This is a genomic window from Mogibacterium kristiansenii, from assembly GCF_029224645.1.
GTDB classification, from domain to species: Bacteria; Bacillota; Clostridia; order Peptostreptococcales; family Anaerovoracaceae; genus Mogibacterium_A; species Mogibacterium_A kristiansenii.
This window is the reverse complement of sequence record NZ_JAQXUZ010000027.1, coordinates 57,165-71,024: the sequence shown is the minus strand read 5'-3', so window position 1 is coordinate 71,024 and position 13,860 is coordinate 57,165. Positions and strand designations below refer to the sequence as shown.

The window sequence follows — 13,860 nt, the reverse complement described above, 5'->3', positions numbered from 1 at the left end:
TTTAGAGGCCGGCAATTGTGTGAAGATTTTGCTCCCCGAAACGAGGGCATAAGGATTTGCGGGCAAGGGGGAGCAAAGAGGCCGGCCCGGGCGCCGGCGGAGTTTGCGTACGCCTGCCTGCAAAGTCAATAAAATCGGTTTTCGTAAGCAAACCCCGGGCCGCAAAAACCCGAAAAGGCGGCCCGGCCGCCGGCGCCGTTTGCGTACGCCTGCCCGCAAAGCCAATAAAATCGGTTTTCGTACGCAAACCCCAGGGTCGCAAAAAGAGAAAAGGCGTCCCGGGCGCCGGCGGAGTTTGCGTACGCCTGCCCGCAAAGTCAAAGAAATCGGTTTTCGTACGCAAACCCCGGGCCGGTAAAAAGAAAAAAGACGGCCCGGCCGCCGGCGAAGTTTGCGTACGCCTGCCCGCAAAGCCAATGAATTCGGTTTTCGTACGCAAACCCCGGGCCGGGAAAAAGAAAAAAGCCGGCCCGGGGGCCGTCGGACAGCCCGGTGTTGGGCGCCCTGCTGTCCGCTTACCGGGAAGTGACCGGAGACGACAGCCGCCCGATTTCCATCGGCGGAGGGACTTATGCCAAAGCCATGCCCAATATGGTGGCCTTTGGGCCGAATTTTCCGGGGCATGAGAATCGAGAGCACATGGAGGATGAATACATCTTGGTGGAGGATTTCCTGAAATTGGAGGAAATCTACGAGCGGGCACTGGCTTATTTGCTGGATTCTTCCGATGCGGCTTCTTCCTCATCCAGAATCGACAGCGCTTTTGCGTAGGAAGATCCCACGTGGGTTCGCATCAGGTCCTCCGCCCGGTCCAATCGATTGTCCCGAATGGCACTTAGAATATCCTCGTGCTGCTTTAGAATTTCCCGGCGATTTTCTTCCTTAATTTCGTACTGATTTGAGAAGATGGTGGACTGGATGCGAATCTTCCGAGCTGCATCGGTGAGCCGGCCGTTCTGCGCTTCTTCGTACAGAATGCTGTGGAAGGCATCGCTGTAATAATTCCAGTAATTGTTTTCAATGGAAGCCCGGGCTCTTTCCATGCACAGTTCCAGTGCCGCCAGGGTGCTGAGACGGCGGGTCGGGGTAGTGGCCGCCCGGAGGGCAATCACATCGAATTCGGTGAGGAGCATGTAGATTTCTGCCAGGTCCTGGCGGGTGAATTCAATGACCCTCATGCCCGCATTGGAACGGTATTCAATCAATCCATCCTGCTGCAGGCGGAACAGGGCCTCTCGAATGGGCGAGGAACTGACACCGTACATTTCATGGAGTTTCTTGATGGTAAGTTTCTCCCCCGAAACCAGGGTTTTGTTCAAAATATCGTTTCGGATGGCGGTATATATTCTCTCGCTGACGGTTGAACTGTTGGCATTCATTTGTGTTATTCCTTTCTTCGCGGTCGTGTACTAGCGGTTCTTTTTGTAGGAATCCAGAACCGACATCATGCTGAACTGGAGGTGTGCTCGAATCCGCTCGGCCGCCAGATCGAAATCCCGCTGCAGTACGGCGTTGCAGATTCCAACATGGCGCCGGTAGATCTGTTCCTCCGTTCCTTCGTGGGAATACATATGGGACATGAGCTCCATGCGGGCGCTCATGCGTTCCGCCGTCTCATCCAGATACCGGTTATCCGAGAACTTATAGAACACGTCGTGGAAGGTTCCCGATATCGCGCCCCAAGCCTTGAAATCTCCCTTTTCCAGCGCTTCCGCTTCTCGGTCCACAATGGATTGGAGCCGTTCCATTAACGGTGCCAGGGTGAAGGCACCGCTGCAGAAGCGAAGGGCCAGCACTTCCAGTTCGGCGGTGAACTGGAAAATTTCCCGGATTTCACTTTCGGAGAAGTCCGTCACCTTCATGCCTTTATTGGGGTGGTAGGTAACCAGTCCATCGGCGCTGAGGCGGGTGAGGGCTTCTCGAATCGGAGTATGGCTCACGTTGAATTGCTTCTTCAGCATGGTGAGTGTGAGGTTCTGTCCCGGCTTCAGCTCCTGGTGGGTGATGGCCCGGTACAGCTCGTTGTAGATTTCATTGGTTAAAGTACTGTCTGTTCCCATTTTTTGAACCCTTTCTTTTCGGAATTATCTTCGTAAATTTTATAATATTTGATGAAATATTACAATAGATTTGATAAAATAGTGAAGGCTTCCCGGAAATGCGGGGAGTTGGGGAGAAAATATTTTTACTTTATAATAAAAAATCGCGGTTTTGATGGGGATAGCAGATAGATGGAACATAAAGATACGGTGAAAAACCTGACCCGGGGCAGTATTTCGAAGGCATTGATTCAAATGTCGCTACCGCTGATTGCTTCTCAGTTCGTTCAGATGGCATACAATTTAATCGATACTTTGTGGGTGAGCCGGCTGGGGATTGAAGCGGTGACGGCGGTGTCCACCGCGGGGCTGCTTCTTTTTCTGGCACAGGGAATTTGCATGATCGTGCAGACCGGGGCCCAGGTGCGTATCGGGATGCTGCTGGGAAAGAACGACCTGACGCAAGCACAGGTCGCTTCCGGGACGTCGATTACGCTGAACTGGATTATCATGCTGTTGTACGTTCTTCCGGTTCTGATATTTCGGCATTCCATCGTGGGGTTCTACCATATTCAGAATGAGGTCATCGTTTCCTATACCGTCAGCTATCTCACCATCACCATCATCAGCGTGCTGTTCATGGGATACAATTACGTGCTGCTGGGAATCTATACTGCGGCGGGGGACAGTCAGACGCCGTTTAAATACAATTTGGTGGGAATGATTCTCAACGTTATTCTGGACCCGGTTCTGATCTTCGGGCTGCTGGGTTCTCCGGCGCTGGGATCCGATGGCGCGGGTTATGCGACCCTGTTCTCTCAGATGGTGGTCAGCCTTTTGTATGCCCTGCGGGTGCATCGGGATCGGCATCTCTTTCGTGAGGGCAGTTTCCGCAGCCGCTATCGGATGAGCTGGGAAGAATGCAAAATCATTCTACGCTACGGTTTTCCCGCTGCCATCCAGACGATTATCTTTGCCATGATTTCCAGCGTGCTGGGGAAGATGATCACGGTGTACGGCAATACCTATATCGGCATCCAGCGGGTGGCGACGCAGATTGAATCCGTCGCCTACATGACCGCCAACGCGTTTCAGGTGGCCATGACCTCTTTCGTGGCTCAGAACTTCGGTGCCGGAAAGGATAAGCGGATCCGCGACGGGTACCGTGTGGGTATCTATCTGATGCTGGTGCTGGGCGTGTTCACTACCTTACTGTTCATCTGTGAGGGACGGCCGCTGATTAAATTGTTCTTTACGGATTCGCTGGCGATTGAAACCGGTACGGATTATCTTCGGATTATCGGATACTCGCAGATTTTCTACTGCCTGGAGGTGGTCGCTACCGGAACTTACCGTGGTATCGGCAAACCGATCGTACCGGCGGCCTGCAGCATTATCGGGAGCCTGCTCCGAATTCCGATGGCGGCAGCCTTCGGATGCGTCACCGGATTCTGGTGGGCAATCTGCATTTCCACCGTTATCAAAGGATTGGCGGTGCCGATTCTCCTGCATTTTGAGATGAAGAAGGAATCGTTGGTTGATTCACCGCATAAGAAAAAGACCGGTATCCGAGTTTGAAAGGACTCGGATATCGGTCTTTTTGCCTAGACACCCAGCACTTCCCGGGCTTCGTCGAATTTGTTCTTCAGAATCAGGCGGTTCACCTTTCGCTCGGTGTCGATGCGGTTCCGTTCCTGTTCGAAGATATCACTGCCAAAATACTTCTTGTAGATGGATTTCCGGTACGCTCGGCCGCTCATCTCCCGCAGGGTACCGTTCTCCAGAATGAAGATTCGCTGCGCGCAGTCGGTGACGGTGAAAAAGTCGTGGGAGACCATGAGCACCGTTCCCCGGTATTCCGTCAGCGCCTGTTCCAGGGCAATTTGGGCGTCGCAGTCCAGGTGGCTGGTGGGTTCATCCAGCAGCAGGGTATCGTAATCGCCTCCGCAGATTTCCTCCAGCTGCGCCATGTTTCGTTCGCCTCCGGACAGCTGCAGCGTGTCGTCGGATTCGGTAATCTGTCGGAAATAGCCCACCTTGCCGCCGTTTTCTTTTTCCGAAAGCATGCGGTAAATGTCCCGCAGGATACTGGATTTGCCGGTGCCGTTGGCGCCCACGATGGCGATTTTGTCCCCCTTGTTCACGGTAAAGGAGACGTCCCGCAGCAGTTCGTCCTCATAGGAGAGGGAATAGTTCTCTACGGTAAAAGCAATTCCGTCTTCCGGAGAGACTTCCGGGAAGGCAAAGGAATGATTCGGAATCTCCAGGAACGGATCCTCGCCCCGCAGGTTTTTCATCCGCTCCACCAGTTTCTTTCGAGCCTGCAGCTGCTTGCCCTTCTTCGGGTCGGAGGTGAATTCCGCGCCCTTCCGAAGGCGGTTCACCAGTTGCTGCTGAGCTTCGATGTAATCGTCGAAATCTTTGGTCACTTCAAAAACAGCGATTCGGGTTTCCAGCAGCCAGCGGCTGTATTCCGGATAGGAACCGGCGTATTCCTGGAGCTGCATGTTCTCGATGTGAAGGACCTTGTCGAAGCACTGACTGAGAAGCAGGCGGCTGTGGGTGATGGTGAGAACGGTTCCGTCGTAGCTGTTGATCAGATGCACCAGCCCAATCAGGTTCTCGAAATCCAGGAACACGTCCGGCTCGTCCATGATCAGGAGCTGCGGCTTCAGCAGCATATTTCGGATGATGTACAGCAGCTTGTATTCGCCGCCACTGACGGAACCTACGGAATTCTCCGCGATGGCGGAAAGTCCGGCGGTATGAAGCTGCTTCCGGATGTTGGCATCGTAGTTGTATCCGTCCACCGCATCGATGCGGTCCATCAGGACCTGAAATTCTTCGTACAGCTTGTCCGGGTTCTCCGCTTCGCCCATCTTCTGAGCCATCGCATCGGATTCCCCCAGCAGTTCCACAAATGGTTTTGCCAGAAATTCAAAGACGGTGGCATCGCCGGTTTCATGCTTCACAAACTGGCCCACATAGCCCGTTCGGAAATCACCGCTGCGGCGAATCAGCCCTTCGTAGGTGTATTTTTCCTCATCCATCAGAAGATGTACCAGAGAACTCTTGCCGCAGCCGTTGCTTCCGATGAGCACGGCATGTTCCCCGGGTTCGATGGTAAAGGAAATATTTTCGTATAGATCTTTCTCCGGATAACCGAAGGATACTTTTTCAAATTCGATGAGTGCCATGATGTTCCTTTCGTTGTGAAAATAGTCTGTTTCATTATATCAGATTCTATGGAAATTGCGTACACCAAATTATCATGTGGAATGGGCGGAAATCTGTTATAATAGGGAAGTTATTAAAAAAAAAAGAAGGGGTTACTATAGAATGAATCGGAAAGAAATCAGGGAAATCAAGAAGCGGATTCGTCCGGAGATGGATAATTTCGGCCATGTGTACGGCTGTTACGTGAATGCGGCACGGGAAATCGTGTCGGACATGGATATGCAGGTGATTCAAATGGATCGGGAGGAAAAGGAGATGTATTCTCAACTGTTCCGAAAGACCCTGTCCGGTGGCCTGGGGCGGAATCTGATGAATATCGATTTCACTACGGCGCAGGTGGAAAGCAGCGACGAGCATCGGCTGCTGCAGGGTCTGCGCATGAGCGGGTTGAAGGATGAGAACCTGCGGCAGGTGCTGTATCGGAGAATTATCGATTCCCTGACTCCGGAGGAAACCGGCTACGTGATTCTGCTTCTGGCGGATACCTACGATGTGCCGTACAAATCCGGAAACGATGAGGAATGGGATGAGGATTCCACGGATCAGTTCGATTATTTCATCTGCACCATCTGTCCGGTGAAGGATTCCAAAGCGGCTCTTCGGTACATGGCGGAGGACAAGCAGTTCCGAGGCGCGGCGACGGGAAGCATTCTGTCCAATCCGCAGATGGGATTTATGTTCCCGTGTTTCGATGACCGAACCACCAATATCTACGGAGCCCTGTATTACAGCAGAAGTTCCTCGGAGATTCACGAAGAGCTGATTCAGGCGCTCTTCAATGCGGCTCAACCGCCGATTGCGCCGGAGAAGCAGAAGAATGCCTTCGGCGGTGCCCTGAGCGAGGCGTTGGAGGAGGAGTGCAGCCTGGAAGTGGTTCAGGCGGTGACCAATTCTCTCCGTCAGCGAATCGAGGAGCACAAGGAAAGCCGGGATCCCAACGTGCCGGTGATTCTCATCGATGAGGTGAATGAAATCCTGAAGGACAGCGGGGTTTCGGAGGAACGGATTGAAACCTTCGGCGAGACCTGTCGGAAGTATTTTGGCGAGGAAGAGGCGCTGAATCCCAATAATATCATCGAAAAAAGAAAATTCCGAGTGCACACTCCGGAGGCGGATATCGCGGTGGATCCGGAGCAGATCTATTCGGTGAAAACTCAGGTTATCGACGGTCGGGAGTACCTGTTGATTCCGCTGTGCGAAGGGGTCACGGTGAACGGCGTGGATGTGAGTGTGGAAGAATCGGAAGCGCAGGAATAAAAAAAGAAGTGTTTTGCAGCGGCAAAACACTTCTTTTTTTTTTATGAAATAATTTCCGGCTCTTCCTCGGCCCCCAAGCTGTAGGATGCCAGACGGCCCACGTTGTTGTTGGAGCCCATGACCCACAGCACGTCCCCCTTCTGGATTTTGAGGTAAGCGCTTGGCATCAGCACCGGATAACCGTCCTTCTGAATGCCCAGAATCATGCAGTGGGCTTTGCTGAGGATTTTGGAGTTGATGATGGCCTGACCGCAGTACGGCTCGGAACCGTTCACTTCGATGGCCAGACAGGCCAGGGCATGCTGGATGTCCGGGTAATCACTTTCCATGAACTGCTCCAGAGTGCGGATTCGGCGGTCCACATCCGGGAAAAGAATTCCCTTAATCTGCAGGATGTCATTCATTTGACCCACCAGGTACAGCTTATCTCCGGCCTGGATTTTGAAGCCGCTGTGAGGCAAGGTGTAGGTGTGCTTGCCCCGGCGGATTTTCGTTACCAAGATGTTGTTGTACTTACCCCACGCCAGTTGTTCCAGCGTCTGACCGATGTACTCCGCATCCTTCGGTACGTAGTAGGACACGATGTGAATGTCTTCGTCCAGCCATTCCTGGGGCCCCTGACTCTGGGCCACGTGGGTCAGAGTTTTTTCGTTCAGGTTCCGTAAGAATCGGGTTTCCAGCTGGAGATAGAAGGTCGCCACCACGTCCGTCTTGCTCATGGTGAGGATGGCGATGAGGGCAACGCCCAGCAGCAGCATTCTCCGAGCCCCGAAGATGTGATGAATCGGGATAAAAGCAATATACGCGATGGTCAGCACGTTCAGCAGGGCCAGAATGACCAGCGGCGGCCGGTTCGCCTTGCGGTCCAGCCACAGCTTGGTAAAGGTGGTGTCCCGAAGGCGCAGCATCGGCCGGGCAAAAATCGCGATGATAATGTACACCAGCAGGCAGGTGGCGATGCCGGAGAATTTCTCCGGCATAACTTGAAGCAGGGACGGATACAGCAAGCGCACTCCTGCAATGGCGGTCACCAGCATGATGATGCCGTACAGGAGAAGGCTGGAAAAGAAGTTTCGAATCATCACCAGCCAGTCGTGGGTGTGGTCCGTCTCGTCCTGCTCGCTGGAGGTGTACCGGTCGATTTTCTCCAGGAGCTTTTTCGGCAGGTGCTTTCGCATAAACGCCGCTACCTTGGAGGAATTCCGGATGAGCACCGGGGTGGCCAAGGTTGTGAGCACGGAAGCCGCTACAATAACCGGGTAGAGGTATTCATCCATCACCTCCAGGGAAATTCCCAGCGCCGCGATGATGTAGGAAAATTCTCCGATCGGAGCCAGACTGAATCCACTCTTCAAGGAGGTTTCCATCCGCTGACCGGAAAGGATCATACCCAGTGTGGCAAAAATCAGCTTGGCAATCACCGAAATAATCGCAATCGGGATGATGGAGGTCCAGTGTTCCGCAATCACGGACGGATCCACCTTCATGCCCACGGAAACGAAGAAAATCACGGCGAACATATCCTTGATGCTCTCGGATGCGTGCTCCACTTCCTTCGCATGGTTGGTTCCCGCAAAGAAGGATCCCGCCAGGAATGCTCCCAGCTCCACGGAGAATCCCAGCTCTTTCGCCAGGAGAGCCAGGGTGAAGCAGATTCCCAAAGACAGAGCGATGAGCATCTCCCGGTTGAGAAGGTGCATGACGCGGTTCAGCAGGGTCGGGAGGAAGTAAATTCCAACAATTAGCCATACCAGCAAGTAGCATCCCATGAGGAGCAGCTTGCTGACAACGCTCTCGCCGCCGCTCTGGCCCACGGACAGGGAGGCCAGGATGACCATCATGAACACGCCGATCAGGTCTTCCATAATCAGCTCTCCCATAACCAGGGATGTGTATCTCTCCCCGGTGACCTTTAGATCCTCAAAACACTTCTGAATAACCACGGTGGAACTGATGGCCAGCATGGTTCCCAGGAAAATACAGTTCATCTGGGACAGCCCAATCAGGTCCCCGAACAGGTATCCCACCACCAGCACGCCGCTCATCTTTACCAGGGCGGTGACGATGGCGGTACTTCCCACGCTGAGCAGCTTGTGAAAATCAAATTCCAGACCGATATGAAACAGAATGATAATTACGCCGATTTCGCTGAGGGTGTCGATGGCGGGCACATCTTCCACGTTGAAAAACATGGGAAAGTACGGGCTGATCAGAAAACCCACGGCGATATAGCCCAGGATGACCGGAAGGTGTATTTTGCGGAAAATCACGCTGACAATTCCGGCGGCCAAAAGCATCATGGCCAGGTCGATTACGAGAGATGGTATGTGCATAGGACTCCTTTCGTCATTCAAGGATATAGCGAATACTTGTATACATTATATCAAAAATATACGGTTGTTGGAAAGTAGAAGTGACAACAAAGTTGCCACATTAAATAAAAAAAGAATTGCCACTTTGCTTGGGTTGCCGAGCAACTTAGAATTCTGTGCTTATTTTTATAATGCAATTCCAAATTATAAAATCTTGTATAAAAAACATAAATAATTCGATAAAATATTATTATTGATTCATAAAAAACTATTGAAAAAGTGTATGAATTTCGGTACAATAAATTCCGTTGTTACTTTTTACAAGGTTTTGGTTAATAAGTTATTGGAGGAAAACAATGCTACATATTATTGAAGACGTGAATAATTCGGTGAATGCTTTCATCTGGGGTGTTCCATCGATGGTGTGCATCATCGGTGTGGGACTTCTCCTGACGATTCGAACCAAGGGATTGCAATTCCGGAAGTTCGGATACGTTCTCAAGCATACTTTTGGCACGATATTCGATAAGAAAGAGGCGGAAGAAGGTGCGCTGACGCCGTTCCAGTCCGTATGTACCGCGCTGGCGGGCACCGTGGGAACCGGTAATATCGCCGGTGTGGCCGGTGCGATTGCCCTGGGCGGTCCGGGTGCCGTTTTCTGGATGTGGTGTTCCGCACTTCTGGGAATGTGCACGAAATTTGCAGAGGTAACCCTGGCGGTGCACTTCCGAGAGAGAAACGATAAGGGAGATTGGGTTGGCGGACCGATGTACTACATCAAGAACGGTCTGGGCAAAAAATGGCAGTTCCTGGCGGTGCTCTATTCCATCCTGGGCATACTGACGGTATTCGGGACGGGAAATGCGACGCAGGTCAATACCATCGTGGCATCCATTGATTCCGCACTGTTCAACTTCAATGTGTTCAATGAAGATAATGTGGGAAATGTGAACCTGGGAATCGGCATTCTGATTGCAGTTCTGGTTCTTCTGATTCTTCTGGGCGGTATTAAGAGAATCGGAAACGTTACGTCGAAACTGGTTCCTTTTATGGCCGTGTTCTATATTGCAATGGGACTGATTCTGGTAGCCGTTAATTACGAACGGGTGCCGGAAGTGTTCAAATCCATCTTTGAAGGAGCGTTCAATCCTCGTTCCGTTACCGGCGGTGTGGTAGGTTCCCTCTTTATCAGTATGAGAAGAGGTGTGTCTCGGGGAATCTTCTCCAACGAGGCCGGTCTGGGTACCGGATCCATCGCCCACGCCAGCTCCGATGTAGCCCACCCGATTCAGCAGGGCATGTGGGGAATCTTTGAGGTTTTCGCCGACACCATCGTAATCTGCACGTTGACCGCCCTGGCCATTCTCTGCAGCGGAATCAACATCAATTACGGAAAAGCTGCCGGTGCAGAGCTCACCATCAGCGGTTTCACCACCACCTTCGGGGGATGGATTTCCATCCTGCTGGCGGTAGCGCTTTGCTGCTTTGCCTTCTCCACCATCCTGGGTTGGGGACTGTACGGCTCCCGCTGCATCGAATACCTCTTCGGACCGAAGGTCGTAAAACCCTTCATTATTGTCTACGCGCTGGTGGCAATCATCGGTGCCACCATGGACCTGGGCCTGCTCTGGTCTCTGGCGGATACCTTCAACGGTTTGATGATTATCCCGAACTTGATTGCGGTATTCCTGCTTTCCGGCACGGTAATCCACCTGGTAAAGGACTATTTTCGGAATCCGGAATCCCAGCGACTGGAAATGGATAAATAGAGGAAGATAAAAGTAAAGGAAAAATCCCCGAAGCAGAATGTGCTTCGGGGATTTTTGGATGGGCGGCGCGGGAATTGTGTGAAGAATTTGCTCCCCGGAACGGAGCCACAAGGGTTCGCAGGGAGCGGGGAGCAAAGCGCGCCTCGGAAAAGCCGGCCGGCCCCGGGCGGCGGCGCGGAAATTGTGTGAAGATTTTGCTCCCCGGAATAGAGCTGCAAGGGTTTGCAGGGAGCGGGGAGCAAACCGCGCCTGGGAAAAGCCGGCGGGTCTCGAGTGCCGGCGCGGGAATTGTGTGAAGATTTTGCTCCCCGGAACGGAGCTGCAAGGGTTTGCGGGGAACGGGGAGCAAACCGCGCCTTGAAAAAGCCGGCCGGCCCCGAGTGCCGGCGCGGGAATTGTGTGAAGATTTTGCTCCCCGGAACGGAGCTTCAAGGGTTTGCGGGGAGCGGGGAGCAAACCGCGCCTCGGAAAAGCCGGCCGGCCTCGAGTGGTCATCAAATTAAAAGGGCGTGGATTCCGCCGGTGCTCGGAATCCACGCCTTTTATCTCCTATTTTTGGCTCTTAGTCAAATGGTGTTGGTGAAGAATAAAAGCAATACATATCGAGTAGCCGTTACGCTGCTCGATATTCTTTTTTCGGTTCTTTCCAGCCGGTACGTCATACGTTTAGAAATTAGAGATGATGTTAAAATGTAAATTCAATATGCCTAGAATTTCGGAGCGAGTTCACGCAAATCCTTTAGATTTTGGAAATCAGCGTGAACGATTTTCTACTTTTTCTCGTCTTACTCGGATGATGTTCTGTATAGAGACGTAAGTCTTGAGGATCGTTCACGCTTTTTGAAGGCAAATTGGCTTATTAGCGTGAATAAGAATTAGAATCCTGAAAACTTTGCAAAAACCGTTCACGCTTAATCTCGTTTTTCGGACAAAAAGCGTGAACTCATATCGAAATTCTAGGCGTATGCGATTCTACGCACGCGATAAAGACAATAGAAATAGACTTTTTTGAAAAAAAGGCGCTGATGATGAAATCCATTTCCATCACCAACACCAAAAGGTATAGAACCCTACTTTTTCTCTTCCTCTGGATTTTTCACCGTCGGTTCCGTATTCAAGTTCAGATCCAAATCCGTCTGCTGATGCAGCAGGCCGATCAAATCTACCAGCTCGTCTTTCTTGGAATCCAGGGTTTTGAAAGTGAGTTCCGGATTCCGGTTCTTCTCTGTCCGGTATTCATCCATCATGCTGGAGAAGATTGCGGAAGAGGAAATCGGTGTGTAGACGATGGCATTGGCACCGGCCTCAATGGTGCGGCGGATGGATTCGTCGGTCTTGCCGCCGCTGGCGATAATCGGCACCTTCGGGAAGTCCTTCCGAATTTCCCGAACCACATCTGCGGTATTCTTTCCAGCTGCCACGTTGAGAATGGTGACGCCGGCATCCAGCCGTTCCTGAATTCCGGTGGAATCAACCACTGTGGAAACCACCGGGATATCGATAACCCGCTTGATGAAGCGGATATTGCTGTTGCTCATGGGATTGTTTACCACAACGCCGAAAGCTCCCTGCGCTTCCGCATCCTGAGCCATGTACACGGAGCGAAGTCCTTTGGTGGTGCCGCCGCCCACACCGACGAAAACAGGAATGGAGGAGGCGTTGATGATGGCCTCGGAAATAACCTGCTGCGGAGTAAACGGGTACACGGCCAGAACCGCATCCGCATCACAGTTTCGAATAATGGCAATATCCGTGGAGAAAATTAAAGATCGAATTTTTCGACCCAGCACGATGATGCCCGAAGCTTCTCGAATTACTTCCGGCATTTCAATGGTATGGGCACGAAGTGTGCCGGTTATTCTTGGAATTGATTCCTGCATTGCGAACCCTCCTCTTACTTTCAACAAAAACTGTCAGAATATAACATGAGGAACTGCATTTCTCGGCGAAGCACAGTTCTGTATGTTCATAAAATCACCGGATAATTATACACGATTGCGCCGAATACGAACATATCCATTTGTGTATTTTTGATAAAAAAATAATAAAAAAAAATATTACACTCCCCGGCGACTTCCATCCTAGGCAGAATAGTCCGAAGACTATTGAAAAGGTTTCATCCAGATACTATAATAAGTACATTCAGGAGGCTTTCCGCTGGGAGGCCTCCTTTTAGTCGGAAAGGAGAGAGATTAATGATTGAATGCCTGGTAGTGGGCGCCGGCGGCTTCGTGGGGGCGGTGCTCCGATATCTCGTGGGACTTCTGGATATGAACCCGGAAAGCGGTTTTCCGATAAAAACATTTATCATCAATATTGCGGGAGCGTTCCTCATCGGTGTGGTGGCGGCGCTGGCGTCCCGGGAGGCCTTGAATCCTCGGACGGTGCTTTTTCTGAAGGTGGGAATCTGCGGGGGGTTTACCACGTTCTCTTCCTTCGCACTGGAAAACCACGATTTGATGATGAACGGCGCTTCCGGCATAGCACTCACGTACATGGGGGTGAGCCTGGTATTGGGAATTCTGGCGGTGTACATCGCCCAGCGCATGTTCGGCGCCTAAGGGGCAAAAAACCGAAAGAAATCCGAAAACAATATCCCATCGCTTATGGGAATGTGGTACAATGATAACAATTTATGAAATAAGGCAAGACAAGGAGATTAGGTCGATATGGAATTTATGGAAGAACGGATTCGCAGAGACGGCAGAGTGGCACCGGGGGAAATCCTCAAAGTAGATACCTTTCTGAATCATCAGATCGATGTCAGTCTGATTCGTCAGATTGCAAAAGCACTGAAAGAACATTTTGGAAATCGGGAGATTACCAAGGTGGTGACCATAGAAGCGTCCGGAATTGCCATTGCAAGCATCACGGCAGAGGAGCTCGGCGTGCCGATGGTGTTCGCCAAGAAGTCCAAGAGCCGGAACCTGAATTCGGATACCTATAAGTCCCGGGTATATTCCTATACCCACGACCGCTATTACGATATTGTGGTGAACGAGAATGCCCTGAACGACAACGACAAGGTGCTTCTCGTGGACGATTTCCTGGCGAACGGGCAGGCCATGCAGGGATTGCTGGACATCTGCCGGCAGGCCGGAGCGGATGTTGCCGGAATCGGCATCTGCATTGAGAAATCCTTCCAGCCGGGCGGAAAAGCACTTCGGGAAGAAGGATACGATGTTCTGAGCATGGCAAAGATTAAGAGCCTGGAGAACGGAACCGTCGAATTTGAACAATAAAAAA

11 protein-coding genes are annotated in these 13,860 nt (G+C 51.7%); 6 read left to right on the top strand and 5 right to left on the bottom strand.

The genetic code is table 11. From position 1 onward, the window contains the following. Positions 1–420 precede the first annotated feature (420 nt). Complete coding sequence (locus PUE40_RS08220) at positions 421–771, top strand: M20/M25/M40 family metallo-hydrolase (RefSeq protein WP_277672486.1); 351 nt, start codon at positions 421–423, stop codon at positions 769–771. Here the strand turns inward: PUE40_RS08220 and PUE40_RS08215 are convergent. Further along, on the bottom strand, positions 708–1,379 hold the full coding sequence (locus tag PUE40_RS08215; RefSeq protein WP_154553996.1) for a GntR family transcriptional regulator: 672 nt from the start codon (positions 1,377–1,379) through the stop codon (positions 708–710). The genes PUE40_RS08220 and PUE40_RS08215 overlap by 64 nt on opposite strands. Positions 1,380–1,409: 30 nt before the next feature. Next, positions 1,410–2,060 carry a GntR family transcriptional regulator gene (locus tag PUE40_RS08210; RefSeq protein ID WP_277672483.1) on the bottom strand — a complete coding sequence of 217 codons (651 nt, stop codon included), beginning with the start codon at positions 2,058–2,060 and terminating at the stop codon, positions 1,410–1,412. Between the two features lie 171 nt (positions 2,061–2,231). On the opposite strand from PUE40_RS08210, the gene PUE40_RS08205 reads away from it, so the two are divergent. Continuing rightward, a complete protein-coding gene (locus PUE40_RS08205) occupies positions 2,232–3,617 on the top strand; it encodes an MATE family efflux transporter (RefSeq protein ID WP_277672482.1) in 1,386 nt (461 codons plus the stop codon). Between the two features lie 26 nt (positions 3,618–3,643). On the opposite strand, the gene PUE40_RS08200 is transcribed toward PUE40_RS08205, so the two are convergent. Next, on the bottom strand, positions 3,644–5,236 hold the full coding sequence (locus tag PUE40_RS08200; RefSeq protein WP_277672481.1) for an ATP-binding cassette domain-containing protein: 1,593 nt from the start codon (positions 5,234–5,236) through the stop codon (positions 3,644–3,646). Between the two features lie 142 nt (positions 5,237–5,378). Here PUE40_RS08200 and PUE40_RS08195 point away from each other — a divergent pair, with 142 nt between their 5' ends. Continuing rightward, positions 5,379–6,533 carry a DUF4317 domain-containing protein gene (locus PUE40_RS08195; RefSeq protein WP_277672480.1) on the top strand — a complete coding sequence of 385 codons (1,155 nt, stop codon included), beginning with the start codon at positions 5,379–5,381 and terminating at the stop codon, positions 6,531–6,533. Between the two features lie 41 nt (positions 6,534–6,574). Here PUE40_RS08195 and PUE40_RS08190 read toward each other — a convergent pair whose 3' ends face one another. Beyond that, positions 6,575–8,866, bottom strand: coding sequence for a cation:proton antiporter domain-containing protein (locus PUE40_RS08190; RefSeq protein WP_277672479.1), 2,292 nt, complete (start codon positions 8,864–8,866; stop codon positions 6,575–6,577). 335 nt (positions 8,867–9,201) lie between these two features. Between PUE40_RS08190 and PUE40_RS08185 the strand changes: the two genes are divergently transcribed. Then, entirely contained in the window at positions 9,202–10,614 is a 1,413-nt protein-coding gene (locus PUE40_RS08185) for an alanine/glycine:cation symporter family protein (RefSeq protein ID WP_277672478.1), read from the top strand. 1,070 nt (positions 10,615–11,684) lie between these two features. On the opposite strand, the gene PUE40_RS08180 is transcribed toward PUE40_RS08185, so the two are convergent. Then, entirely contained in the window at positions 11,685–12,494 is an 810-nt protein-coding gene (locus PUE40_RS08180) for a beta/alpha barrel domain-containing protein (RefSeq protein WP_330681565.1), read from the bottom strand. 315 nt (positions 12,495–12,809) lie between these two features. Here PUE40_RS08180 and crcB point away from each other — a divergent pair, with 315 nt between their 5' ends. Both crcB and PUE40_RS08170 read left to right on the top strand, forming a co-directional pair. Further along, positions 12,810–13,175: a fluoride efflux transporter CrcB gene (gene crcB, locus PUE40_RS08175; protein WP_154554003.1), complete on the top strand. Its 366-nt coding sequence runs from the start codon at positions 12,810–12,812 to the stop codon at positions 13,173–13,175. 108 nt (positions 13,176–13,283) lie between these two features. Next, positions 13,284–13,856: a xanthine phosphoribosyltransferase gene (locus PUE40_RS08170; protein ID WP_154554004.1), complete on the top strand. Its 573-nt coding sequence runs from the start codon at positions 13,284–13,286 to the stop codon at positions 13,854–13,856. Positions 13,857–13,860: the final 4 nt, after the last annotated feature.

What these genes read in the sequence shown, in the direction of transcription:
- PUE40_RS08215 (WP_154553996.1), bottom strand. Translation starts at nt 1,379, where the DNA reads ATGAATGCCAACAGTTCAACCGTCAGCGAGAGAATATATACCGCCATC.
- PUE40_RS08210 (WP_277672483.1), bottom strand. Translation starts at nt 2,060, where the DNA reads ATGGGAACAGACAGTACTTTAACCAATGAAATCTACAACGAGCTGTAC.
- PUE40_RS08205 (WP_277672482.1), top strand. Translation starts at nt 2,232, where the DNA reads ATGGAACATAAAGATACGGTGAAAAACCTGACCCGGGGCAGTATTTCG.
- PUE40_RS08200 (WP_277672481.1), bottom strand. Translation starts at nt 5,236, where the DNA reads ATGGCACTCATCGAATTTGAAAAAGTATCCTTCGGTTATCCGGAGAAA.
- PUE40_RS08195 (WP_277672480.1), top strand. Translation starts at nt 5,379, where the DNA reads ATGAATCGGAAAGAAATCAGGGAAATCAAGAAGCGGATTCGTCCGGAG.
- PUE40_RS08190 (WP_277672479.1), bottom strand. Translation starts at nt 8,866, where the DNA reads ATGCACATACCATCTCTCGTAATCGACCTGGCCATGATGCTTTTGGCC.
- PUE40_RS08185 (WP_277672478.1), top strand. Translation starts at nt 9,202, where the DNA reads ATGCTACATATTATTGAAGACGTGAATAATTCGGTGAATGCTTTCATC.
- PUE40_RS08180 (WP_330681565.1), bottom strand. Translation starts at nt 12,494, where the DNA reads ATGCAGGAATCAATTCCAAGAATAACCGGCACACTTCGTGCCCATACC.
- crcB (WP_154554003.1), top strand. Translation starts at nt 12,810, where the DNA reads ATGATTGAATGCCTGGTAGTGGGCGCCGGCGGCTTCGTGGGGGCGGTG.
- PUE40_RS08170 (WP_154554004.1), top strand. Translation starts at nt 13,284, where the DNA reads ATGGAATTTATGGAAGAACGGATTCGCAGAGACGGCAGAGTGGCACCG.